Origin of the sequence: Nonomuraea sp. PA05 (genome assembly GCF_008086045.1) — a bacterium.
Taxonomy (GTDB): Bacteria; Actinomycetota; Actinomycetes; order Streptosporangiales; family Streptosporangiaceae; genus Nonomuraea; species Nonomuraea monospora.
In genome coordinates, this window is sequence record NZ_VSEY01000010.1 from 281,544 (window position 1) to 303,866 (window position 22,323).

A 22,323-nucleotide genomic window follows, 5' to 3' on the forward strand; every position below is an offset into this window, starting at 1 on the left:
CGGTGCACGGCCCGTCAGAAGGCGAGCCGCTGCTTGACCATGGTGGGCAGACGCGAATGCCCCCTCATGGGGCTGGCCGCCCAGGACGCCGCCCCCAGGTCGACTTCGTAGTCAGCCTCGACCACCCGCACCAGCTCCCGCAGCACGGTCGTGGCCTCCAGCCGAGCCAGCGAAGCCCCCAAGCAGAAATGATGCCCCAGCCCGAAGGCCAGGGCACGGCCGGTGTCCCTGCTCAGGTCGTAACGGTCGGCGTCAGGGAAGACGCGCTCGTCGCGGTTGGCCGCGCCGACCAGCAGGAGGATGCGCGCGCCGGCGGGCACGACGACGCCGTGCAGGGTTGTGGGCCGGGTGACGCGCCGGGCGACGTACTGTGCCGGCCCTTCGTAGCGGAGGGTCTCCTCCACCCAGGCGCTGACGTCGGTTTCGCCGGCCCAGACGCGTCGGCGTTGCTCGGGGTGCTGCCAGGCGCATCGCCAGGCGGTGCTCAGCAGCTTGCTGGTGGTCTCGTTCCCGGCGATGCCGAGCAGGATGAGGGTGGCGACGATGTCCTGGTCCGCGAGTCGTTCGCCGTCGGCTTCCGCGTGCAGCAGCGCGGTGACCAGGTCGTCGCGGGGTCGCGCGCGGCGTTCGGCGATCAAGGCGGCGTAGTAGGCGGCCATGTCGGCGGTGGCCTGGCTCATGGCGGGGGTGGTGTGGCCGTCCGGGTCGTCGCGGGTCATGATCTGCCGGCTGAGCCGCTGCAGCAGGGGCCGGTCCGGTAAGGGGACTCCGATGAGTTCGGAGATGACGTCGACGGGGATGGCAGCGGCGAGGTCAGTGAAGTCGAACGGGCCGCCGTGGTCCAGCAGGGGGCGGAGGTGGGTGTGAGTGAGACGGCGGATGTCAGGTTCGAGGCGGCGGACGGCGGCGGGGGTGAACCCCTGGGAGATCAGCCGGCGCCGGTGCGTGTGCCGGGGAGGGTCCATGGCGACGAAACCCGCCGTCCGGGCGGCGTCGGGGGCCCATTCCTCCAGGGCGGGCCCGTGGTCGGAGGAGAAGCCCGCAGGGTCGCGCCAGGCGGCGGAGACGTCGGCGTGCCGGGAGACGGCCCAGAAGTCGAGCTCGTCGTTGCGGTAGACGGGTCGTTCGTCGCGCAGCCGCCGGTAGGCCGGGAACGGGTCGCGGTGCGAGGCGGGGTCGTTGGGGTTGTAGGTGATCATCGCGTCGTCGTCCTCTCCCATGCCGTCATCCCAGTCCTCCCAGGTCCACGACGAGCCGCGAGTCGACCCCCTTGCCATGGACCGGGTCACTCCCCCGGATGTGCACGGAATGCTCCGTGACCCGCGCCCGATACAGCCGCAGCTCCGCCGGCGGCCGCAACTCCTCGGCGGGGAACGGCTCCTGCTCGGGGAACCTGGCCCGGCAGGCCGTCTCCACGTGCCGGTCGAGCTCTTCGTCCGGAACCCGGGCAGCGGTGGCCAGCAGGTAGACGGCCTGAGCCCCGCCGCCCACCGGCACACCGGAGTCGAAGATCACGACGCTGATCTCGGGCCGTTCGGCGATGTTGCGCGAGTGGTGCGACGCCGGCGAGGAGATCCAGAACATGGTGTCGTAACCGTCGGGCGCGAAGTACACGGGCGACACGCGAGGCCGTCCGTCCGGGTCCACGGTGCCCAGGACCATGTACCGGTTGCTGTCGATGATGCTTCTGGCCATGTCGGCAAGCGTCACGAGGCCTCCCGGCCGGTGCGGGTCTCTTCCGAGCCCATCCTGTACGCAGCCTCGATCCCCCGCCAGCCCCTCTCAGACGCCGAAGTCCCGACGGCGCAGGGCGAGCAGCCCGCCGGCCGTGAGCAGGGCCGTGACGGCGAGCAGACCCACCGTAGGGACGAGCTGGAAGGCGGGCTCGATCATCGCATTCCCGACATAGTGGAACGGCTCCACCGGACTACCGCCCCACATCCCGTACAGCGGCCCGGCGACCTGCCCCAACCCGGTGGTGAGGATCCAGGCAAGCCACCCCACCACCACCGCAGCCCTCGGCGCCAGCCCATAAGCCAGCACGCACACACCCCCCACGCACCAGGCCGCGGGAACGGTGCTGAGCGCCCCGGCCACGAAGGCGGGCAGGTCGGTGACGAGGGAGCCGACGGTCAGGGAGTAGATCAGGCCGAAGACAGCGCCGGCCACGGCCATGAGCCCGGCCGTGCCGAGGGCGGTGACGAGGAGGTGCCCGGCGGCCCAGCGCAGGCGGGTCAGCGGGGTCGCCTGGAGGGGTTCGGCGCGGCCGGAGGTCTCCTCGGAGCGCAGCCGCAGCGTCATGAGCGCCGGGTAGAGGGCGACGGCGTAGGCGAGGATGAGGACGAGGTACCAGACGTAGCCGCTGAGCATCGACGCGCCCGCGGGAACGCCGAGGAACCGCGAGATGTTGCCGACGATGACGCTCGGCCGGGAGACCAGGTCCCGGGCCAGCGGGCTGAGGGCGCCCGCGAAGACGGAGAACACCGCGACGCCTGCCGCCCATCTGATCAGGAGCCCCCGGTGCAGCCGCCAGGCCAGGCTGACCGGGCCGCGCAGCGAGGGGGCCGAGTCGCGGCCGGCGCGTTCGGGGAGGAGGCCGGCGCCGAGGTCGCGGTGGGCGAGCAGCCGGTACGCGGCCACGTACAGGAGCGCCGCGACCAGAGCCAGGACGGCGGCCAGCCACCAGCGCTGGTCCTGGTACGGCGCCACCAGGTGACCCCAGCCCACCGGCGACAGGTACTTCAGCCACGGCAGCCCCGTCGCGTCGCCCGCGAAGCGCAGCACGTAGGCGGCGCCCAGGATGGTGAGGCTGATGGCGGTGGCGGTGTGGGCGTTGCGGGCGAGCTGGGCGGCGACGGCCGCGATGCCGCCGAACAGCCAGCCGACGACGGTGATGGCGGCGCCGTACGCGAGAGACCCGGCCGGTTCGAGGCCGACGGCGATGAGCGCGACGGCGGTGAGGAGGCCGGCGGCGAGGCTGATGCCGCCTGCGACGAGCGTGGCGGCGGTGAGCGGGGCGTGCCGGGCGACCGTCCCCGCCAGGACCAGCTCGCTGCGGCCCGCGTCCTCCTCGCGGCGGGTGTGGCGGATGACGGACATGACGGCGGCGAACGCGCCGGCCACGTAGAGGAAGCCGCCGCTGCGCCAGGTGGCGAGCACCTCCAGGCGCGGTTCGACGACGCCGCCGCCGAGGGCGTGCAGGAAGGCGCTGCGCTCGATGACCTGGAGGTAGGTGACCTTCAGCTCGTACGTGCCCATGTTCCTGTTGATGTAGGCGACCATCGTCAGGGCCATGGACACGATCAGCAGGATCCACCAGGGGGCGATGCCTCGTTCGCGGCGCAGGGCGAGGCGGGCGAGGGTGCCGGTGCCGTTCACGGGCTCTCCCGGCGGCGGTCGAGCGGTCCGTTCACCGCGACCAGCTCCTATTCATGGGTATAGCCAACTGTTCTTGTGAACAGAACGCTATACCCACGTATAGTCGGCCGACAAGCGGTCACCCATCAGGAGGCGTCGAGCGCTTCGGTGATCTTGCGGGCCATGTCCGCCACCGTGGGGCCGGGCTCGCCCTGGTGGGCGCGGGTGGCGGCCTCGACGGCGACGCGGACGGTGCGGTAGAAGTTGTCGGCCTCCGCCGGGTCCTGCTGCCTGAGCAGGCTCATGGACGCGGCCAGGGCCGGCAGCACCTGGTCGGCGAGCTGGGCGACGGACTTGCCGCCCAGGTCGATGTCCTTGGTCTTCGCGGCGAGCACGTGCCCGATCTGGCCGGTGGCGGAGGCCAGGGCGATGCTGCCCTCGGTGGCGGCCTTGTGCGGCTTGCCGGCGGCGTCGGCGGCGGCGATCAGCGAGACGGCGCCGTAGGCGGCGGTGCGGAGAGTGGCCTTGTGCTGGTCGGTGAGGGTGATCGACATGGCGGTGCCTTCCTTGGGACGTGGCGGAGGTCAGTTGTCGAGGGACTGGTAGACGGTCGTCCAGAAGTCGTTCATCAGGTGGGCCGGGTTCGGCACGGAGTAGCCGAGCTGGCAGAGCAGGATGCCGCTGAGCCCGTTGACCGGGTCGGCGTAGGCGGAGGTGCCGCTGCCGCCGTCCCAGCCGAACTGGCCGACGGGGGCGTAGTCGCCGCGATAGGTGCGCACCGCCATGCCGAGGCCCCAGCCGCCCTGCTGGCCCTGGCCGAAGGAGATGTGCACGTTGTTGCGGGCCAGCTCTGTGCGGGGGGCGTTCTGCTCAGGGGTGAGCCGGTTGGTGGTCATCAGCTCGACGACCGGCCTCGACAGGATCCGCCTGCCGTTGTGCACGCCGCCGTTGAGCAGCATCTGGAAGTAGGCGTGGTAGTCGTCGGCGGTGGACACCAGCCCGCCGCCGCCACCCTGGAACGCGGGCGGGGTGCTCCAGCGGCCGCCCTTGGCCTCGTCCCAGACCAGGAACTCGCCGGTGGCCGGGTCGGGGGCGTACAGGGTGGGCAGCCGGTCGATCTTCTCGGCGGGGACGTGGAAGCCGGTGTCCTTCATGCCGAGCGGCTCGAAGATCCGCTCACGCAGGAAGCCCTCGAACGACTGGCCGGTCACCCGGGAGACCAGCACGCCGGTCAGGTCGCTGCCGAGGTGGTACTGCCACTGCTCGCCCGGCTGGTACATCAGCGGCAGCTCGCCGAGGCGGCGCATCCACTCGTCCTGCTCGGGCACCTCGACCGGCAGGTTGGGGGTCAGGCCCTTCTCGAAGATGGCGTTCATGATCGGCCTGCCCAGCGCCGTGAAGTCCATGCCGAGGCCGAAGGTGCAGGTCAGCACGTCCCGGACGGTGATCGGGCGGCGGGCCGGCACCGTGTCGTCCAGCTCTGCGCCGGGGCTGGTGAGCACCTGGCGGTCGGCCAGCTCGGGCAGCCACGGGTCCACCACGTCGTCCAGCCGCAACCGGCACTCGTCCAGCAGCACCGCCGCCGCCGCGATCGACAGCGGCTTGGAGGTGGAGGCCATCCGGAAGATGGTGTCGCGCTGCATGGGCGCGCCGCCGTCGTGCCGCATCGTGCCGAGCGCCTCGACGTGCGTCTGGCCGTTGCGGCTGACCAGCGCGACCAGGCCCGGGATCTTCCCGGAGTCGACGTGCCTGGCGAGCACCTCACGCAGCCTGCGCAGCCCCGCGACAGTGAAGCCGTTGCTCATCAGAATCTCCTTGAACCGAAGTTGTGGTGTTCACCATCGCCGCTCGTCCTGATGCCGGGCCGTCGCCGTCCTGACATGGCGGCTGACGTGGGGGAGCGAGCGTCCGGCCACTAGGATCGGCGCGAACCACCAGCCAGAACAACGACAAAGTGCGCAAGGCTGCATTAACCGCTGGGTGAAGAAAGGGAGGACCGTGGAACTCCGCGACATCGAGATCTTCCTCACCCTGGCCGGGGAGCTGCACTTCGGCCGCACCGCCGAGCTGCTGCGCGTGAGCCCCGCCCGCATCACCCAGGCCATCAAGAAGCAGGAACGCCAGATCGGCGCCCCGCTGTTCGAACGCACCACCCGGACGGTCCGGCTGACCCCGCTCGGGCGGCAGCTGCGCGACGACCTCTCGCCCGTCCACGCCGGCCTCCAGGACGGGATCCGGCGCGCCAGGCTGGCCGCGCGGGGCGCCACGGCCGTGCTGCGCGTCGGCATGATGTCCATCAACGCCCATGACCTGCGCCCGTACTGGGACACCTTCCGCGCCCGGCACCCCGGTTACCGGATGCAGGTGCAGCACGCCTCCTTCGTCGACCCGTTCGCCGGGTTGCGCGGCGGCGACCTCGACGCGCTGATCTGCTGGCTGCCGGTCGAGGAGCCCGACCTGACGGTGGGGCCTGTCCTGTTCGCCGACACGCGGGTGCTGGCCGTGGCCGCCGACCACGAGCTGACCCGGCGCAGCTCCGTCTCGCTGGAGACGCTCGCCGACTTCCAGCACTCCGACGCCCCGTCCAGGCCCGACTACTGGGCGGAGGGGTTCGTCCCGTCCCACACCCGCTCGGGGCACCTGATCGAGCGCGGCCCCCTGGTCCGCAACGCCGAGGAGATCCTCACCCTGGCCAGCGTCGGGGAGATCGTCAACCTCTTCCCCGCGCACATGCGGCGTTACTGGGCGCGGCCGGACATCGTCTACCTGCCCGTCCGGGACGTCGAGGCGCTCCGGTACGCCGTGGTGTGGCGCACCGAGGCCGAGAACGAGGTCATCCGGGCCTTCGCCCGAGTCGTCGCCGACCTCGGCCCCCTGTCCCTCTGAACCACGCGCGCCAGGCGGGCGTCAGGCCGGGGCCACCTGCCAGGTGACGCCATGGCCGGTCAGGTGGTCGAGGAACGAGGCCGGGCCGAACGCCTGGGCGGGCGTCAGCGCCCCCGCCGCCGCGCCGTCCACGGCCAACCGGCGAGCCCCCTCCACCGCGATCACCGCCGTCAGGCCGTAAGGGTCGGCGCCCGTCACCCACCCCCGCACCCGCTTGCCGTCCTCCCCGCTCGCCTCGGCCAGCATCAGCCAGCGCGACGCCCGCCTGCCCCCCTCGTCCGGGATCTCCGGAACGCCGTCCACGACGTCGGGCGTCAGAGCGGAGAACATCGCCGCCGCCTCGGTACGGATCACGCTCCGCACCCGCCGCGCGGCCACGTGCCGGGGGATCGTCACCACGCCGGGCAGTGCGAACACGGCCACGGGCACCTCGCCGTCCTCCCCCGGCACGGCGATCGAGCCGGAGGTCTCCTCGGCGGGGTGCCAGCGACCGTCCGTGTACGCCAGCGCCCCCTGGCCGAACACCGCCGCCATCGACCGGGCCGTCCCCCGTGACGCCACGCCGCGCCCCCGCAGATCCGCCACCAGCACCTCGGCCACCTCCGGGCCCACACGCTCGGCCACCAGGTGGGCGATCATGTCCCCCGGCCCGCCGTCGTCGGCCATGGCGGGCACGACGGTCACCCCGGCCCGCGCGGCGTCCGCGTCCAGCCCGTCGAGGATACTCCTGATGTAGTGCTGCTCCCCGGTGGTGTCGAGGTAGTGGGTCCCGGCCGCGATGGCGGCCCGGATGACCGGCTCCCCCAGCACCGTGAACGGCCCGGCACAGTTGATCACCACCGCGCAGTCCTCGAACGCCGCCGCCAGCGCCCCGGGCTCGTCCAGCCCGGCCACCCTGACCGCCTCCCCGTCGGCGGCGATGCTCCGCAGCCTCTCCTCCGAGCGTCCGACGAGCACCGGCGTGAACCCGCGCCGCCGAACCTCCGCCACCGTGAGCCGTCCAGTGAACCCGCTGGCTCCGTGAATCGCGACCTGCATCGTCTCCTCCTTCGTTTACGCAGCTCACGCTAGGAGGAAGCGGGACGCATAACCATGTCTGCAGATCCACGCACCATGTCCGATCGTCCACAAACGAGGCGCCACCCGCTACCGTACGGACATGGACGTGCTCAGCGACGCCATCACCGCCATGCGCACCGGCCTGCCGCACGCCTCGCGGACGCGCATGCGCGCCCCCTGGGGCGTGCGCTTCCAGCCGCTGCAGGGCGCCGGGTTCCACGTGATCCTTCAGGGCTCGTGCTGGCTGCTGCCCGCCTCCGGCGAGCCGGTCAGGCTCGGGGTGGGCGACGTGGTGTTCCTGCCGCGCGAGCTCGGTCACGGCCTCGCGGACGCGGTCACGACACCGCTGGCCGAGGCCACCCCCACGTACGAGGACGGCTCCCCCATCGGCAGCCTGCGCCAGGACGGCCCTGGCCCGCTGACGGAGATGTTGTGCGGCGCGTACCGGCTCGACCAGTCGAGGCTGCACCCGCTGCTGACCGAGCTGCCCGACGTCATGCACCTGCCTGCCAGGATCGGCGGCCACCCCGCGCTCAGGGGCGCCGTGGAGCTGCTCGGTCAGGAGCTCGACTCCGTCCCCGCCCAGGGGTTCGAGACGGCCACGTCGGCGCTGCTCGACGTGCTGCTCGTCTACATCCTGCGCGCCTGGTACGAGAGCCAGCCCGACGACGTGGCCACCGGCTGGGGCGCGGCCCTGCGCGACCCGGCCGTCACGGCGGCGCTGCGGGCCATCCACCAGCATCCGGCGACCCCGTGGACGGTGCAGTCACTGGCCGGCGCGGCGGGATTGTCGCGGGCGGCGTTCGCGCAGCGGTTCGCGGGCAAGGTGGGCGTGCCGCCGCTGGCGTACCTGACGTGGTGGCGGATGACCACGGCGGCGCGGCTGCTACGCGACACGGACCTGCCGCTGCGGTCGGTGGCGGAGCGGACGGGGTACGCCACCGAGTTCGCCTTCGCCAAGGCGTTCAAGCGCGAGTTCGGCACCGCCCCCGGCCGCTACCGCAACGAGCCGATTCAGGACGAGCCGATTCAGGACGGGCCGGTTCAGGACGGGCCGGTTCAGGACGGGCCGGTTCAGGACGAGTCCGCGTAGCGGGTGGCGATCGCGGCGGCGCGGTCGCGCAGGGCGGCGCGCAACCACGGCGGCTCCAGGGCTTCGGCGTCCATCCCGAGCTGCCACAACGCCCACACCGCGTGCCTCGGATCCTGGAAGGTCACCTCCAGCCGCAGCCGACCGTCCGCCCCGGCCTCCTCGGCGAGCACGTCCAGCGCCGTGCCCAGCAGCTCCTCCCGCCGCCCCGCGGCCATCCGCACCACCACGCTGACCTGGTCGCCACCAGCCCTGAACCGCGTACTGCGCTCCTGCCAGGCCCGGTCCAGATCGACCCGCTCCGGCCGCTGGGCGGGCTCGGCGAGCCGCTCGGCGGCCAGGACCCTGGACAGCCGGTAGGTGCGGTCCTCACCCTCCCGCGTGGCCAGCAGGTAACCCTTGTCGCGAATGGTGACCAGCCCGATCGGGTCCACCGTGCGCCACTTCGCGTCCTGTCCGGCGGCGGCGTAGTGGATGCGCAGCCGGTGCCCGGCGAACACCGCCCGCAGGACCTCGGCCGCGACGGCGTCGGGCACCTCCTCCTCGACCAGCCGTCGCGACAGCAGGTCGGTCTCCGGGTCGATGAGCAGCCGCCCGGCCGCGCCGGCCGCGGTGTCCTGGTAGCTCTTGGGCAGCGCGTCGACCACCTTGAGCATCGCGGAGGCGAGCGCCGAGCCGAGGCCGAACGCCTGCGCGCCGCGCCGCGACCCGGCGACCAGCAGGGCCAGCGCCTCGTCGGGGTTCAGCCCGGTCAGCTCGGTGCGGAAGCCGGGCAGCAGCGCGAAGCCGCCGTGCCTGCCGCGTTCGGCGTAGACGGGGACGCCGGCCGCGGACAGCGCCTCGATGTCGCGCAGCACGGTGCGGGTGGAGACCTCCAGCTCGCGGGCCAGCGCGGTGGCGGACAGCCGGCCGTGCCGGCGCAGCAGGAGCACCAGCGAGACCAGCCGGTCGGCACGCATGCGATGACATTAGCGGAATACACGACAAAAGATGTCGTGATTCGCTGGGAGGCTCTTCACTGCTGAACAGAACTGAATGGAGTCGATGTGGACATGCAGCGAACGGCGATCAACCCGTGGCCGTGGTCGGTGGAGCTGGGCTACAACCAGGGCGAGGCCGTCTCGGGCCACACCAGGACCCTGTACTGCTCAGGGCAGACCGCGATGGACGGCGACGGCAAGCCCCGGCACGACGGGGACATGGCGGCGCAGCTGGCGCTGAGCCTGGACAACCTGGAGGCGGTGCTGGGCGAGGCCGGCATGTCGCTGGCGGACCTCGTCCGGCTCAACGTCTACACCACGGACGTCGATCTGCTCTTCCAGCACTACGGCGTGCTGGCGTCGCGGCTGGGCGCCGCCGGGGTGGCGCCGTCCACCACGATGCTCGGGGTGACCCGGCTGGCGATCCCCACCCTGATGGTCGAGCTGGAGGGCACCGCCGTCGCCTGACGCGGCCGGCGAAGAAGTCCGGGTCAACCCCTGGCAACGTGACCTCACTTTGCGCAATCATTCATGCACAGAAAGTGAGGTCACGTTGCTCGTCGCCATCATCGGCCTGCTCATCGCCGCCACGGTCGCCGCCCTCGCGGGCCTGGCCGCGTACGCCGCCAACCGCGTCATCCCCGCACAGACCCGCCAGGACTACCGCGACGGCAGCGGGGTGATCACCGGCATCGTCGGCACCCTCTTCGCGGTCAGCATCGGCCTGGTCGTCGTCGCCGCCTGGAACCAGGTCAACACCGCCACCGAGACCAGCGCGACGGAGGCCAGCAACCTGACCGACGTCTTCTGGTACTCGCGCTCGCTCCCCGCACCCCAGCGCGCCACCCTGCAGACCCTCGCCACCGGCTACGCCACCACGGTCGTCCGCGAGGAGTGGCCGATCATGGCCTCGGAGCACCGCCTGTCGCAGAACGCCTGGCGGCTGTCCGACCAGATCCGCAGCTTCTTCCAGACCGTCCAGCCGGACGGCAGCGGCCCGTCCGCCCGCTACGGGGCGGCCATGGCCCGCATGCAGACCGTCCTGGACTCGCGCCGCTCCCGCGCCCAGATGGCCGACACCGGCGTGCCGCCGCTGCTGTGGGTGGCGCTGGGCGGCTGCGGGCTGGTGGCGCTGCTGCCCTCGATCCTGTGCGGCAGCGCCAACCGCAGGGTGCACGTCATCCTGGCGGCGGCCGTGGGCGGCATGGTGGGGCTGGTGCTGTTCCTGGTCTACCAGCTCGACTTCCCGTTCAGCGGCGGCATCTCGATCTCTCCCGCTGCCTTCGAGCAGGCCCTGCACCGCTTCGACGACATCCGGGCGCTGGGCGCCGGCTAGACCTGGTTGGGGACGGCTCCGCCGTAGCGGCGGTCGCGCTTGGCGTACATCTCGCACGCCTCCCACAGGTCGCGCCGGTCGAAGTCGGGCCAGAGCCGGTCGAGGAACACCATCTCGGCGTAGGCCGACTGCCACAGCAGGAAGTTGGAGAAGCGCTGCTCACCCGAGGAGCGCAGGAACAGGTCGACGGGCGGGATCTGCGGCTCGTCCAGGTAGCGGGCGAACACCTTCTCGTTCACCTTGGACGGCTTGACCCGCCCGGCCGCGATGTCCTCGGCCAGCTTGACGGCGGCGTCCACGATCTCGGCCTGCCCGCCGTAATTGACGCAGAACTGCAACGTGAGCGTCCGGTTGGCCGTCGTCATCTCCTCGGCCGTCTGCAGCTCGGAGATGACGCTCTTCCACAGCCGCCCCGGCCGCCCCGCCCAGCGGACGCGCACGCCCATGGCGTTGAGCTCGTCGCGCCGCCGCCGGATCACGTCGCGGTTGAAGCCCATGAGGAAGCGCACCTCGTCGGGCGAGCGCTTCCAGTTCTCCGTCGAGAACGCGTACGCGCTCAGGTAGGGGACGCCCAGCTCGATGGCCCCCTCGATGACGTCGAACAGCGAGGCCTCGCCCGCCTTGTGCCCCTCCGTGCGGGGCAGGCCGCGGGCCTTGGCCCAGCGGCCGTTGCCGTCCATGACGATGGCGACGTGCTGGGGCACCAGCTCGCGCGGGATGGGCGGCGGGGTCGCTCCCGACGGGTGCGGGGACGGCGGTCGTACGTTCACGCGGGCTCCCTTTCGACGTGTCGGAGAGAGCGTATTCCGTGTTCGAGGTGCCACTGCAGATAAGCGGCGACCAGACCACTGCACTCGCTGCGGTGGCGTGACTCGGAGGCGTCCGCGGTGGCCCAGTCGCCGCGCAGCAGCGCCGTCATGAGCCCGATCGTCTCGCCCGCCGGCACGGCGGAACCGGCCGGTTTGCACGCCCCGCACACCACCCCACCGGCCACGATGGCGAACGCCCTGACGGCAGGCGCCTGACACTTGGCGCACGCCTCCAGCGCGGGGGCGTAGCCGGCCACGGCCAGGGAGCGCAGGAAGTAGGCGTCCAGGACCAGCCTGGCCTCGTGGCCGCGGTCGGCGAGCGTGCGCAGCCCGCCCACCAGCAGCAGGAACTGCCGCAGCGCCGGCTCCTTCTCCCCGTGCGTGAGCCGGTCGGCGGTCTCCAGCATGGCGCTGCCGGCGGTGTAGCGGGGGTAGTCGGCGGCCAGCGCCTCTCCGTAAGGTCTGATCGTCTCCGCCTGGGTGACCACGTCGAGCGTGCGGCCGGTGTGCAACTGCAGGTCGACGTGGGTGAACGGCTCAAGGCGCGCGCCGAAGCGCGACTTGGTGCGGCGGACGCCGCGCGCCACCGCCCGGATCTTGCCTGTGCGTTTGGCCAGGATGGTGACGATGCGGTCGGCCTCACCGAGTTTCTGAGTGCGCAGGACCACGCCTTCGTCACGGTAGAGACTCACTCGGACATCTTACGGCCGCTCTGTATACCGGCGGCCGGAACGTTACGGGCATGCTCTGGTGACGCGACTTTGCGTCACTCTCACTAGACTTTGACGTCTGTCCCCGCATTACCCGTTGTTCAACCCCCCGCTACCGCCTCGAAAGGGAGTCATGACCCGCGTGGTCCTGCTGGGCGCCTCGCCCGGCCCCGACATCTCTCCGACCGGCCTGAGGCTGGCCGCGCTTTCCGGCAATCCCACCGTGTCCGAACGGCTGCGCGACCAGGCCGCCGCCATGGATGCGCGTTTCGCCACGATCCCGACGGACGACGTCGCGACCGCCCTGCGCGCCCTGGCCGACGTCGCCGAGCAAGCAACGGAGAGCCTGTTCATCATCCCTGAGAACTCTGTCGTCCACGACGAGCTGATCTACCAGATCACCAAGTCCAAGCGCGGTGCGCTGGCGCTCGTCGCGAAAGAGCCTCGGGTGGGGGTGACGGAGGACAACGGCCAGGAGGAGATCGGTCCCGAGGACAACGCCGCCGAGGACCGCATCCCCATCGACGAGGCCGAGCCCGAGATCGGCATGAACCGGGTCGAGGGCCTGCCGGTGCGCGTGCGCGTCGGCAAGTCCCGCGTGGTCTCGGTGGGCACCGCGACCCACGCCGTGACCAGGCCCAACGCCGTGGTGCTCGGCCCGCTGCACATCAGCGCGCGCAACGCGCTGAAGCTCGCGGAGACCTGCCGCGAGCTGGCGGCCCTGGCCCACACGTTCGGCCCGGACGACGACCTCGTCCAGCTCGTCGTGTTCGGCCTGGTGCGCAACGGCGTGTCGGTCGGCATCAGGGGCCGCCGCGACCTGTTCTACCGCCGGGTCACCACCCAGGAGGAGATCAACGAGGCCGGCGCCGAGATGGCCGGCATGAACGAGGACCGCGCCCGGCTCAACAACGCCGTCAAGGGCGCCGACGGCTTCTTCACCACGTACTTCGTCTCCACGTACTCGCGTTACATCGCCCGCTGGGCCGCCCGGCGCGGCCTGACGCCCAACCAGGTGACGCTGATCTCGATCGCGCTCGGCGTGGCCGCCGCCGCCTGCTTCGCCACCGGCGAGCGGCCGTGGATGGTGCTGGGCGGGGTGCTGATCTACTTCGCCTTCGTCTTCGACTGCGTCGACGGGCAGGTGGCCCGTTACGCCCGCAAGTTCGGCGTGCTGGGGGCATGGCTGGACGCGACGTTCGACCGGTTCAAGGAGTACGTCGTCTTCGCGGGCCTGGCCGTCGGCTGGGTGGTCTCCGGCAACGGCGAGGAGATCTGGATCCTGGCGCTGGCCGCGCTCGGCCTGCAGTCCGTGCGTCACCTGCTCGACTTCTCCTTCGGCGTCGCCAACCGCCGCAAGCCCCCGTCCCCGCTGCCCACGACGCCGCTGGACGCCCCCGACGACCGCGACCTGCGCCAGAAGCTGACCGCCCGCAAGGTGGAGCGCAGCCAGGGCCTTCGTGGCGTGCTGAAGATGTGGACGAAGGCCGGCAAGTACCGTGCCGTCCACTGGGCGCGTAAGATGATCGTCTTCCCCATCGGCGAGCGTTTCGCGGCCATCGCGATCACCGCCGCCCTCTTCGACGCCCGGATCACCTTCATCACGCTCGTGATCTGGGGCTCCGTCGCCGCCGCCTACACCCTCACCGGACGCCTCATGAGGTCGCTCGTATGATCACCCACCCGCAGGCCTTGGCCACCCCCACGCCGGACCCCGACGAGGAGCGCCGGCGCATCCAGACCGCCCGCCTCGTCGCCTACAGGGACGACGGCCCGCTGGTCGGCGTCCTGTCCGGCAAGCTCGGCGCCGGCCTGCCTCCCGTGCCCGCCACGCTCGTGGCCCTGCTCGCCGTGGTCGCCGTCACGGTCACGGGGCTGCTCGACTCCGGCGGCCCCATCCTCCTCCTGCCCGTGGCGATCATGCTGGTGCTGGTGCTGCCCACCGCGCCGCGCGACCACCTGGGCCGCTTCGACTGGCTCACCCCGCCGCTGCTGCGCGCCGCCGAGTTCTTCGCCATCATCGCGATCGGCCTGGCGGCCGACGCGCCGAAGTGGCTGCTGTTCGTGCTGGTGTACGTCGTCGGCTACCACACCTACGACACCGTCTACCGCACGCGGCAGAGCATCTGGCCGCCCGCCTGGGTGTTCAGGGCCGGCCTGGGCTGGGAGCTGCGGCTGCTGGTCATCGGCGCCGGCGCGGCGCTCGGCGTGCTGACGCCGGTGCTCGCGGTGCTGACGGCGTACCTGTTCGTGCTGTTCGCGGTGGAGAGCGTGACGAGCTGGGTGCGCCTGGACAAGGCCTCCGCCCAGGCGGGCGCCGACGCCGAGCAGGACCTGGAGGCCTCCCCCGAGGACGCTCTGGAGCAGGCGACCGGAGAAGCCGAGAAGGGCTGATCCCACCGCGTGCCTCTGGCGGCGCCGCACCCGCGCGCCGCCGCATGCCTGGCGCGGCGCCGCACCCCGTGCGGCGCCGCGCTTTTCGCTTCTCGCGGAGAGCGCTCTCACACCCGCCTTACCGCACTTGTGTGCTCTGTTGACAGCCGGTAAACGCTGTGTTCAGATCTTGCAGAGAGCGCTCTCTCCGCGCGCTCCAGCACCCCCCAGGAGCGAGTATGACAACAGCGATCCGGCATCGCCGCCGTCTGGCGGCCGTCGCAGCGGTACTCGTGGCCCTCAGCGGCCTGCTCGTCAAGCTGGCGGTCAGCGCCTCGGCCAGCGTCCCGCCCACCCCATCCGGCTGGTCCCTCGTCTGGTCCGACGACTTCAACGGCTCCGCCAACACCCTGCCCTCGTCCAGCAACTGGATCATCGACACCGGCCACGCCTACCCCGGCGGCCCGGCCAACTGGGGCACGGGCGAGGTGCAGAACTACACCTCCAGCACCAGCAACCTCAGCCTCGACGGCTCGGGCAACCTGCGCATCACGCCGCTGCGCAGCTCGTCCGGAGAGTGGACCTCCGCGCGCATCGAGACCAGGCGCGCCGACTTCAAGCCCGCCGACGGCCGCGTCCTGCGCATCGAGAGCCGCATCCAGATGCCGAACGTGACCGGCAACGCCGCCCTCGGCTACTGGCCGGCGTTCTGGGCGCTCGGCGCGCCGTACCGGGGCAACTACTGGAACTGGCCTGCCATCGGCGAGTTCGACATCATGGAGAACGTCAACGGCATCAACTCCGTCTGGGGCGTCCTGCACTGCGGCGTCAACCCGGGCGGGCCCTGCAACGAGACCACCGGCCTCGGCGCCAGCCGCGCCTGCCCCGGCTCGACCTGCCAGTCGGCCTACCACACCTACCGCTTCGAGTGGGACCGCAGCGTCAGCCCCAACCAGCTCCGCTGGTACGTGGACGGGCAGCAGTTCCACGGCGTCAACCAGTCGCAGTTCGACGCCACCACCTGGACCAACATGACCGGGCACGCCGGCTACTTCCTGCTGCTCAACGTGGCGATGGGCGGCGCGTTCCCGAACGCGCTCGGCGGCTCCACCCCCACCGCGGCCACCGTCCCCGGGCGGCCGATGATGGTCGACTACGTGGCCGTCTGGCAGAGCGGCACCGGCACCACCCCGCCGCCCACCAACCCGCCTGGCGGCGTGGACGCCCGCTCCACCATCCAGGCCGAGAGCTACCAGGGCCAGTCGGGCACCATCACCGAGACCACCACCGACTCGGGCGGCGGCCAGAACATCGGCGCCATCGCCAACGGCGACTGGCTGCGCTACGACGGGGTCAACTTCGGCTCGACGCCCGCCACGCAGTTCAGGGCCAGGGTGGCCTCCGGCGCGGCGGCCGGGGTGAGCGGGCTGGTGCAGGTCCGCCTCGACAGCCCGACGGCCCCGCCCATCGGCGACTTCGCGCTGGCGAACACGGGCGGCTGGCAGAGCTGGCGGACGATCCCGGCCAACGTCTCAGGGGTGACGGGCACCCACACGGTGTACCTGACCTTCTCCTCGGGCCAGCCGGCCGACTTCGTCAACGTCAACTGGTTCACGTTCTCGACGTCCTGATCAACGGCGCCCCGGGCGGCGGAACCCCGAGCCCGGGGCGTTTCAGGGGAACAATGGTGCGATGAGCGAACTGCCGGTGATCGACATCGCCCCGCTTCTCACGGGGAACCAGGAACGGCGGGCCGTCGCGGACGCCATCGGCGCGGCCTGCCGCGAGCACGGCTTCTTCTACGTCACGGGCCACGGCGTGCCGCCCGCGCTCATCGAGCGGCTCGACGCGGCCGGCAGGCGCTTCTTCGCGCTGCCCGAGGACGTCAAGAACGAGATCGCGATGGAGCGGGGCGGCCGGGCCTGGCGAGGCTTCTTCCCCGTGGGCGGCGAGCTGACCTCGGGGCGGCCCGACCTGAAGGAGGGCGTCTACTTCGGCGCCGAGGAGCCGCCTGGGCCCGTCCCCCTGCACGGGCCCAACCTGTTCCCCGCCCAGGTGCCGGAGCTGCGGGAGTCGGTGCTGGCGTACCTGGACGCGATGACGGAGGTCGGGCAGGCCGTGATGAGCGGCATCGCGCTGAGCCTGGGGCTGGACGCGGACTACTTCCGCACGGGATACACGGCCGATCCGACCATCCTTTTCCGGATATTTCACTATCCACCGACGCCCGCCGACGACGCCGGCACGTGGGGCGTCGGCGAGCACACCGACTACGGGCTGCTGACCCTGCTCCTCCAGGACGCCAACGGCGGCCTCCAGGTCCGCACCGAGACGGGCTGGATCGAGGCGCCCCCGGTGCCGGGCACGTTCGTCTGCAACATCGGCGACATGCTCGACAAGCTCACCGGCGGGCAGTACCGCTCCACCCCGCACCGCGTACGCAACCTGAGCGGCAACGAGCGCCTCAGCTTCCCGTTCTTCTTCGACCCCGGCTGGGACAGCGAGGTCCCGCCCCTCCCCTACGCGCCCGGCCACCGCTGGGACGGCCAGGTGGACTTCACCGGCACCTACGGCGAGTACCTGCTGTCCAAGGTGCGGAAGGTCTTCCCGCACCTGTTCGAGCAGCAGCGGCTCTAGGCGGACTCGCGCACGACGAGCCGCGTCGGCAGCACCACGGAGGTGGTGTGGCGGCCCTCCAGGCGCGACAGCAGCAGCCGGGCCAGCGCCAGCGCCTGGTCGGCGACGGGCACCCGCACGGTGGTGAGCGCCGGGGTGGTGGCCGAGGCGGCGTCCACGTCGTCGAAGCCCACCACCGCCAGGTCGCCGGGCACCCGCCGCCCCAGCTCGCGGGCCGCCTGGAGGACGCCGATGGCGAGCTGGTCGGTGGCGGCGAAGACGGCGTCGAGCTCCGGCACGTCGGTGAGGAGCCGCAGGGCGGCGGCGGCGCCGGAGGCGCGGGTGAGGTCGTCGGCGGGCGCCAGGTGCGGCGTCAGGCCGGCCCGCTGGAGCGCCGCCCGGTGCCCGGCCAGCCGGTCCTGCACGGTGACCAGGTCCATGGGGCCGCAGACCATGCCGATGCGGCGGCGCCCCCTGGCGAGCAGGTGCTCGGTGGCGGCGGCGGCCCCGCCCGCGTTGTCCACGTCCACGTACGGGACCAGCGACGCGATCGGCGGCTTGCCCAGCAGCACGAGCGGCACCTCCGTGCGGGAGAGCCGCTCGGCCAGCGTGTCGCCCCGGTCGGGCGGCAGCAGCACGACCCCGTCGGCCAGCCGGGCCTCGACGTGCGCGGCGATGCGCCGGTGGCTCTCGGCGGTGTCGGCGAGCATGAGCGTGATCTGCTTGCCTGCGCCCTCCAGGAGGCTGGTGACGTACTGGACGACGGCCGAGGTGAGCGCGTCGCCGCCCTGCCTGGGGACGGACAGGACCAGGGCGACCGCGTTGGTGCGGCGGGTGACGAGGCTGCGGGCGGCCAGGTTCGGCACGTAGCCGAGCTCCTTGACCGCCCGCATCACCCCGGCCCTGACCTCGGGGCTCACCGACGACTCGCCGTTGACGACCCGGGAGACCGTGGCTCTCGACACGCCCGCGCGGGCGGCGACCGTCTCCAGCGTGGGCCGCCTGGGCCGCGTCTCGGCCAGGCCGTTGCGCCTGATGACGTCGCGGTACCACAGCGCGCTGTCCTTCGTCCGCCGCCGCTGGGTGGCGAAGTCCACGTGCACGAGGCCGAACTTGCGCTGGTAGCCGTCGGACCATTCGAGGTTGTCGAGCAGCGTCCAGACGAGGTAGCCGCGCACCCGGGCGCCGTCGTCGATCGCCGCGCGCAGGGCGCGCAGGTGCTCCTCGATGAAGCTGATGCGTTCGACGTCGTGGATGCCGTCGCCGGTCACCACGTCCACGAAGTCGGCGCCGTTCTCGGTGATCATCAGGTCGAGGCCGGGGTATTCGCGGGAGATGCGGCCGAGCAGCAGCGACAGGCAGTTCGGCACGATCGGCCAGCCCATGGCGGTGACGGCCGTGGGAATGGTGCAGAAGAGGATTCCCTCGCTGCCCGGATACGTCGGGTCGGCCGGCTCGCTGGGCTGGGCCTGGACGACCAGCGGCGTGTAGTAGTTGACGCCGAGCAGGTCGAGGGGCTGGGCGATGGTCTCCAGGTCGCCGTCGTGGAGGTGGTCGAGGCCGCCGTGCCGTTCGATGACGGGCAGCAGCTCCGCCGGGTACGCGCCGCGCAGCGCCGGCTCCAGGAACTGCCGGTTGGCCAGCGCGTCGATCCTGGCCACGGCGGCGGCGTCCTCCTCCGACAGCTCCCTGCCGAAGTCGCTCACCTGGGCGGGCGTCATGACGGGCGAGATGTTGAGGACGAGGCCGACCTTCTCCGCGCCGCCCGCGCGCAGCGCCTGGGCGGCCAGGCCGTGGCCGAGCAGCATGTGGTGGGCGGCGCGGAAGGCGTCGGCGGCCGACTTGCGGCCCGGCGCGTGCACGCCGGACCCGTAGCCGAGGAACGCCGCCACCCACGGCTCGTTCAACGTGAACCAGGTGTCCACCCGGTCGCCGAGCCGCTCGTGGACGGCGGCGGCGTACTCGGCGAAACGCGCGGCGGTGTCGCGGGACGGCCAGCCGCCGCGCTCCTCCAGCGCCTGCGGCAGGTCCCAGTGGTACAGCGTGGCGTAGGGGGTGATGCCGGCGCCGGTCAGCTCGTCGAGCAGCCGGTCGTAGAAGTCCAGGCCGGCCGGGTTGGGCTTGCCGCCGCCGTCGGGGAAGATCCGCGCCCAGCTCACCGAGAACCGGTAGGCGGCCATCCCCAGCTCTTTCATCAACCGCACGTCTTCGGGGTAGCGGTGGTAATGGTCGCACGCCTCCGCCCGGTCGGCGGAGAAGACGTCCCAGATGGACGGCAGGCGGCCGTCGGCGGCAGTGGCCCCCTCGATCTGGAAGGCCGACGTCGAAACCCCCCACACGAAACCTTCGGGGAAGCTCGTGATGCTCATGCTGGCGGATGCCTTTCGGTCACGTTCGTCGCAACCAGTCTCCCGCGCGCCGCTCGTCGCGCGCCAGCCTGGCCAGGCGGTATACAACAGGCGTGGAACTCGACCAGCTCGATCGTGACATCATCGCGGCGCTCGTGGACGACGCCCGCCAGACCTACGCCGACATCGGGCAGCAGGTGGGGCTGAGCGCGTCGGCGGTGAAACGACGGGTGGACCGGCTGCGCGAGACGGGGGCGATCACCGGGTTCAGCGCGCGGGTGTCGCCGCAGGCGCTCGGCTGGACGACCGAGGCCTACGTCGAGCTGTTCTGCCAGGGCAAGACGAAGCCGTCGGACATCGCGCTGGCCATGGTCAAGTTCCCCGAAGTGGTGGCGGCGGCGACGATCACCGGCGAGGCGGACGCGCTGCTGCACATCAGGGCGACGGACGTGCGGCACGTGGAGCGGGTGATCGAGCGCATCGCGGCGATGACGTTCGTGGTCCGCACGAAGAGCGCCATCGTGCTGTCGAGGCTGGTCGACACACCTCCCGGCGCCGCAGTGCCGGAGCCGCGCAACGAATCCGGCGCTCCCGGCTGAGAGACGCAACAGACCCGCGCGAACACGCAATGTCAACCCCTGGCCTGCGCAAACACGCATTTCCTATCCTGTGCTCAACCCCGCGACGTGGGTTTTCCCTGCTTGTGAGCCGATGGAGTGCTGCATGCCCAAACACTTCCTCATGTGCCGTCCTGAGTACTTCACGGTCGAGTACGCGATCAATCCGTGGATGCATCCCGAGGCCGGCGCGGACCGCGACGTGGCGGTCCGGCAGTGGGAGGGCCTGAAGGCGGCGTACGAGGAGCTCGGCCACGAGGTCAGCCTGATCGACCCGATCGAGGGGCTGCCCGACATGGTCTTCGCCGCGAACGGCGCCCTGGTCGTGGGCGGCCGCGCCTACGGCGCCCGCTTCGCCTACCCGCAGCGCGGCCCCGAGGGCCCCGCCTACCTGCGCTGGTTCGCCGAGCGCGGCTACCCGACGCTGGAGCCGGCGCACGTGAACGAGGGCGAGGGCGACTTCCTCACGCTCGACGACGTCATCCTGGCCGGCACCGGCTTCCGCACGGACGTGGTCGCCCACCAGGAGGCGCAGGAGTACCTGGGCCGCCCGGTGATCTCCCTGACGCTGGTGGACCCGCGCTTCTACCACCTGGACACGGCGCTGTTCCCGCTCGACGGGCGCAACGTGGCCTACTACCCGGACGCCTTCTCGCCGGGCAGCCTCGCGGTGCTGCGCCGCATGTTCCCCGACGCGGTGATCGCGAGCGCGCGGGACGCCGAGGTGCTGGGGCTCAACGCGGTCAGCGACGGCACGAACGTGGTCATCAACGCCGAGGCGTCCGATCTGCAGTTGGAGCTCAAGCGACGAGGGTACGAGGTCATCCCGATCGATCTGTCGGAGCTGCGTAAGGCGGGTGGCGGGCCCAAGTGCTGCACACTGGAGATCAGGGGGGAGAACTGATCATGACCACCAGCGCAGAGCTGATCGAAGTGAGCGAGCGCCGCAGCGCGCACAACTACCATCCGCTTCCCGTGGTGATCCACGAGGCGCACGGCGCCTGGGTCACCGACGTGGACGGCAAGCGGTATCTGGACTGCCTGTCCGGCTACTCCTCGCTCAACTTCGGCCACGGCCATCCGAAGATCATCGAAGCGGCGAAGGAGCAGCTCGAACGCCTCACGCTGACCAGCCGCGCCTTCTACCACGACCAGTTCGCGCAGTTCTGCACCGGGCTCGGCGACCTCACGGGCAAGGACCTGGTCCTGCCCATGAACACCGGCGCCGAGGCCGTCGAGACCGCCATCAAGGTGGCGCGCAAGTGGGGGTACGAGGTCAAGGGCGTCGAGCCTGACCAGGCCAACATCATCGTCATGGAGGGCAACTTCCACGGCCGCACCACCACGATCGTCAGCTTCTCCACCGACCCGGAGGCGCACGACAACTTCGGCCCGTACACGCCGGGCTTCCGGATCGTCCCGTACGCCTCGATCGAGGCGGTACGGGCGGCGGTCGACGCGAACACGGTGGCCGTGCTGGTGGAGCCGATCCAGGGCGAGGCCGGGGTGCTGGTGCCGCCGGACGGATACCTGAGCGAGCTGCGGGCGCTGTGCACGGCCGAGGGCATCCTGATGATCGCCGACGAGGTGCAGTCGGGGCTCGGGCGCACGGGGCAGACGTTCGCGTGCGACCACGAAGGGGTCGTACCGGACGTCTACGTGCTCGGCAAGGCGCTGGGCGGCGGGGTCGTGCCCGTCTCGGCCATCGCCGCCGACCGCGACGTGCTCGGCATCATCCACCCGGGGCAGCACGGGTCCACGTTCGGCGGGAACCCGCTGGCGTGCGCGGTGGCGAACGCGGTCATCGAGATCCTCAACACGGGCGAGTTCCAGGCGCGCGCCACGAAGCTGGGCGAGGTCCTGCACGGGAAGCTGCGCGAGCTGATCGGGCAGGGCGTGGTGGAGGTGCGCGGGCGCGGGCTCTGGGCGGGCGTGGACATCGACCCGTCGATCGGGACGGGGCGCGAGGTGTCGAAGGCGCTGCTCAAGCGCGGCGTGCTGGCCAAGGACACGCACGGCTCGACGATCCGGCTGGCGCCGCCGATCGTGGTCTCGGAGGAAGATCTCCTCTGGGCGATCTCCCAGCTCGCCGACGCGATCTACGAGCTGAAATCTTCCTGATTCACGGCTTCGCGGGGCAGG

General features: G+C 71.6%; 21 protein-coding genes. 11 read left to right on the forward strand and 10 right to left on the reverse strand.

Translation table 11 applies throughout. From position 1 onward, the window contains the following. Positions 1-14 precede the first annotated feature (14 nt). The 5 genes from FXF51_RS18465 to FXF51_RS18485 form a co-directional block, all read right to left on the reverse strand. The gene (locus FXF51_RS18465; RefSeq protein WP_262379617.1) at positions 15-1,277 is read right to left on the reverse strand and encodes a cytochrome P450; all 1,263 of its coding nucleotides are present in this window, start codon (positions 1,275-1,277) and stop codon (positions 15-17) included. After that, positions 1,225-1,695, reverse strand: coding sequence for a pyridoxamine 5'-phosphate oxidase family protein (locus tag FXF51_RS18470; protein ID WP_148435716.1), 471 nt, complete (start codon positions 1,693-1,695; stop codon positions 1,225-1,227). The genes FXF51_RS18465 and FXF51_RS18470 overlap by 53 nt, the downstream gene beginning before the upstream one ends. 87 nt (positions 1,696-1,782) lie before the next feature. Beyond that, the gene (locus tag FXF51_RS18475; RefSeq protein WP_148435717.1) at positions 1,783-3,378 is read right to left on the reverse strand and encodes an ABC transporter permease; all 1,596 of its coding nucleotides are present in this window, start codon (positions 3,376-3,378) and stop codon (positions 1,783-1,785) included. Positions 3,379-3,503: 125 nt separating this feature from the next. Next, positions 3,504-3,911, reverse strand: coding sequence for a hypothetical protein (locus FXF51_RS18480; RefSeq protein WP_148435718.1), 408 nt, complete (start codon positions 3,909-3,911; stop codon positions 3,504-3,506). A gap of 30 nt (positions 3,912-3,941) precedes the next feature. Further along, positions 3,942-5,162, reverse strand: a complete 1,221-nt coding sequence (locus FXF51_RS18485) for a serine hydrolase domain-containing protein (RefSeq protein WP_148435719.1) — start codon at positions 5,160-5,162, stop codon at positions 3,942-3,944. Positions 5,163-5,355: 193 nt separating this feature from the next. Between FXF51_RS18485 and FXF51_RS18490 the strand changes: the two genes are divergently transcribed. Continuing rightward, complete coding sequence (locus FXF51_RS18490) at positions 5,356-6,243, forward strand: LysR family transcriptional regulator (protein WP_148435720.1); 888 nt, start codon at positions 5,356-5,358, stop codon at positions 6,241-6,243. Positions 6,244-6,264: 21 nt separating this feature from the next. Here the strand turns inward: FXF51_RS18490 and FXF51_RS18495 are convergent, their stop codons facing one another. Continuing rightward, entirely contained in the window at positions 6,265-7,281 is a 1,017-nt protein-coding gene (locus FXF51_RS18495; RefSeq protein ID WP_148435721.1) for a saccharopine dehydrogenase family protein, read from the reverse strand. Positions 7,282-7,402: 121 nt separating this feature from the next. Between FXF51_RS18495 and FXF51_RS18500 the strand changes: the two genes are divergently transcribed. Next, the gene (locus FXF51_RS18500) at positions 7,403-8,395 is read left to right on the forward strand and encodes an AraC family transcriptional regulator (protein WP_148435722.1); all 993 of its coding nucleotides are present in this window, start codon (positions 7,403-7,405) and stop codon (positions 8,393-8,395) included. Here FXF51_RS18500 and FXF51_RS18505 read toward each other — a convergent pair. Next, the gene (locus FXF51_RS18505) at positions 8,377-9,351 is read right to left on the reverse strand and encodes a helix-turn-helix transcriptional regulator (RefSeq protein WP_148435723.1); all 975 of its coding nucleotides are present in this window, start codon (positions 9,349-9,351) and stop codon (positions 8,377-8,379) included. The genes FXF51_RS18500 and FXF51_RS18505 overlap by 19 nt on opposite strands. A 93-nt stretch (positions 9,352-9,444) precedes the next feature. Here FXF51_RS18505 and FXF51_RS18510 point away from each other — a divergent pair, with 93 nt between their 5' ends. After that, positions 9,445-9,840 (forward strand): RidA family protein, encoded by a 396-nt coding sequence (locus FXF51_RS18510; RefSeq protein WP_148435762.1) that lies wholly within the window; start codon positions 9,445-9,447, stop codon positions 9,838-9,840. An 85-nt stretch (positions 9,841-9,925) separates the two neighbouring features. Continuing rightward, a complete protein-coding gene (locus FXF51_RS18515; RefSeq protein ID WP_187414435.1) occupies positions 9,926-10,708 on the forward strand; it encodes a DUF4239 domain-containing protein in 783 nt (260 codons plus the stop codon). Here FXF51_RS18515 and FXF51_RS18520 read toward each other — a convergent pair. Continuing rightward, a complete protein-coding gene (locus FXF51_RS18520; RefSeq protein WP_148435725.1) occupies positions 10,705-11,478 on the reverse strand; it encodes an isoprenyl transferase in 774 nt (257 codons plus the stop codon). The genes FXF51_RS18515 and FXF51_RS18520 overlap by 4 nt on opposite strands. Next, a complete protein-coding gene (gene recO, locus FXF51_RS18525) occupies positions 11,475-12,209 on the reverse strand; it encodes a DNA repair protein RecO (RefSeq protein WP_148435726.1) in 735 nt (244 codons plus the stop codon). Before recO ends, FXF51_RS18520 begins: the two co-directional genes overlap by 4 nt. A 151-nt stretch (positions 12,210-12,360) precedes the next feature. Between recO and FXF51_RS18530 the strand changes: the two genes are divergently transcribed. From FXF51_RS18530 to FXF51_RS18545, 4 genes are all read left to right on the forward strand, one after another. Next, positions 12,361-13,902 (forward strand): CDP-alcohol phosphatidyltransferase family protein, encoded by a 1,542-nt coding sequence (locus tag FXF51_RS18530; protein ID WP_148435727.1) that lies wholly within the window; start codon positions 12,361-12,363, stop codon positions 13,900-13,902. Then, the gene (locus FXF51_RS18535) at positions 13,899-14,621 is read left to right on the forward strand and encodes a DUF5941 domain-containing protein (protein WP_148435728.1); all 723 of its coding nucleotides are present in this window, start codon (positions 13,899-13,901) and stop codon (positions 14,619-14,621) included. Before FXF51_RS18530 ends, FXF51_RS18535 begins: the two co-directional genes overlap by 4 nt. 218 nt (positions 14,622-14,839) lie before the next feature. Then, positions 14,840-16,231, forward strand: a complete 1,392-nt coding sequence (locus FXF51_RS18540) for a glycoside hydrolase family 16 protein (protein WP_148435729.1) — start codon at positions 14,840-14,842, stop codon at positions 16,229-16,231. A gap of 61 nt (positions 16,232-16,292) precedes the next feature. Continuing rightward, positions 16,293-17,237: an isopenicillin N synthase family dioxygenase gene (locus tag FXF51_RS18545; protein ID WP_148435730.1), complete on the forward strand. Its 945-nt coding sequence runs from the start codon at positions 16,293-16,295 to the stop codon at positions 17,235-17,237. Here the strand turns inward: FXF51_RS18545 and FXF51_RS63475 are convergent. Continuing rightward, on the reverse strand, positions 17,234-19,585 hold the full coding sequence (locus tag FXF51_RS63475; RefSeq protein WP_148435731.1) for a GH1 family beta-glucosidase: 2,352 nt from the start codon (positions 19,583-19,585) through the stop codon (positions 17,234-17,236). The genes FXF51_RS18545 and FXF51_RS63475 overlap by 4 nt on opposite strands. Positions 19,586-19,677: 92 nt before the next feature. Between FXF51_RS63475 and FXF51_RS18555 the strand changes: the two genes are divergently transcribed. The 3 genes from FXF51_RS18555 (at position 19,678) to rocD (ending at position 22,302) form a co-directional block, all read left to right on the forward strand. Then, positions 19,678-20,163, forward strand: a complete 486-nt coding sequence (locus FXF51_RS18555) for an Lrp/AsnC family transcriptional regulator (RefSeq protein ID WP_148435732.1) — start codon at positions 19,678-19,680, stop codon at positions 20,161-20,163. A gap of 124 nt (positions 20,164-20,287) precedes the next feature. Then, positions 20,288-21,085 carry a dimethylargininase gene (ddaH, locus tag FXF51_RS18560; protein WP_148435733.1) on the forward strand — a complete coding sequence of 266 codons (798 nt, stop codon included), beginning with the start codon at positions 20,288-20,290 and terminating at the stop codon, positions 21,083-21,085. A gap of 2 nt (positions 21,086-21,087) precedes the next feature. Further along, positions 21,088-22,302 (forward strand): ornithine--oxo-acid transaminase, encoded by a 1,215-nt coding sequence (gene rocD, locus FXF51_RS18565; RefSeq protein WP_148435734.1) that lies wholly within the window; start codon positions 21,088-21,090, stop codon positions 22,300-22,302. Positions 22,303-22,323: the final 21 nt, after the last annotated feature.

Coding starts and splice junctions, on each gene's coding strand:
- FXF51_RS18465 (WP_262379617.1), bottom strand. CDS start 1,277: ATGGCAAGGGGGTCGACTCGCGGCTCGTCGTGGACCTGGGAGGACTGG.
- FXF51_RS18470 (WP_148435716.1), bottom strand. CDS start 1,695: ATGGCCAGAAGCATCATCGACAGCAACCGGTACATGGTCCTGGGCACC.
- FXF51_RS18480 (WP_148435718.1), bottom strand. CDS start 3,911: ATGTCGATCACCCTCACCGACCAGCACAAGGCCACTCTCCGCACCGCC.
- FXF51_RS18485 (WP_148435719.1), bottom strand. CDS start 5,162: ATGAGCAACGGCTTCACTGTCGCGGGGCTGCGCAGGCTGCGTGAGGTG.
- FXF51_RS18495 (WP_148435721.1), bottom strand. CDS start 7,281: ATGCAGGTCGCGATTCACGGAGCCAGCGGGTTCACTGGACGGCTCACG.
- FXF51_RS18500 (WP_148435722.1), top strand. CDS start 7,403: ATGGACGTGCTCAGCGACGCCATCACCGCCATGCGCACCGGCCTGCCG.
- FXF51_RS18505 (WP_148435723.1), bottom strand. CDS start 9,351: ATGCGTGCCGACCGGCTGGTCTCGCTGGTGCTCCTGCTGCGCCGGCAC.
- FXF51_RS18510 (WP_148435762.1), top strand. CDS start 9,445: ATGCAGCGAACGGCGATCAACCCGTGGCCGTGGTCGGTGGAGCTGGGC.
- FXF51_RS18530 (WP_148435727.1), top strand. CDS start 12,361: ATGACCCGCGTGGTCCTGCTGGGCGCCTCGCCCGGCCCCGACATCTCT.
- FXF51_RS18535 (WP_148435728.1), top strand. CDS start 13,899: ATGATCACCCACCCGCAGGCCTTGGCCACCCCCACGCCGGACCCCGAC.
- FXF51_RS18540 (WP_148435729.1), top strand. CDS start 14,840: ATGACAACAGCGATCCGGCATCGCCGCCGTCTGGCGGCCGTCGCAGCG.
- FXF51_RS18545 (WP_148435730.1), top strand. CDS start 16,293: ATGAGCGAACTGCCGGTGATCGACATCGCCCCGCTTCTCACGGGGAAC.
- FXF51_RS63475 (WP_148435731.1), bottom strand. CDS start 19,585: ATGAGCATCACGAGCTTCCCCGAAGGTTTCGTGTGGGGGGTTTCGACG.
- ddaH (WP_148435733.1), top strand. CDS start 20,288: ATGCCCAAACACTTCCTCATGTGCCGTCCTGAGTACTTCACGGTCGAG.
- rocD (WP_148435734.1), top strand. CDS start 21,088: ATGACCACCAGCGCAGAGCTGATCGAAGTGAGCGAGCGCCGCAGCGCG.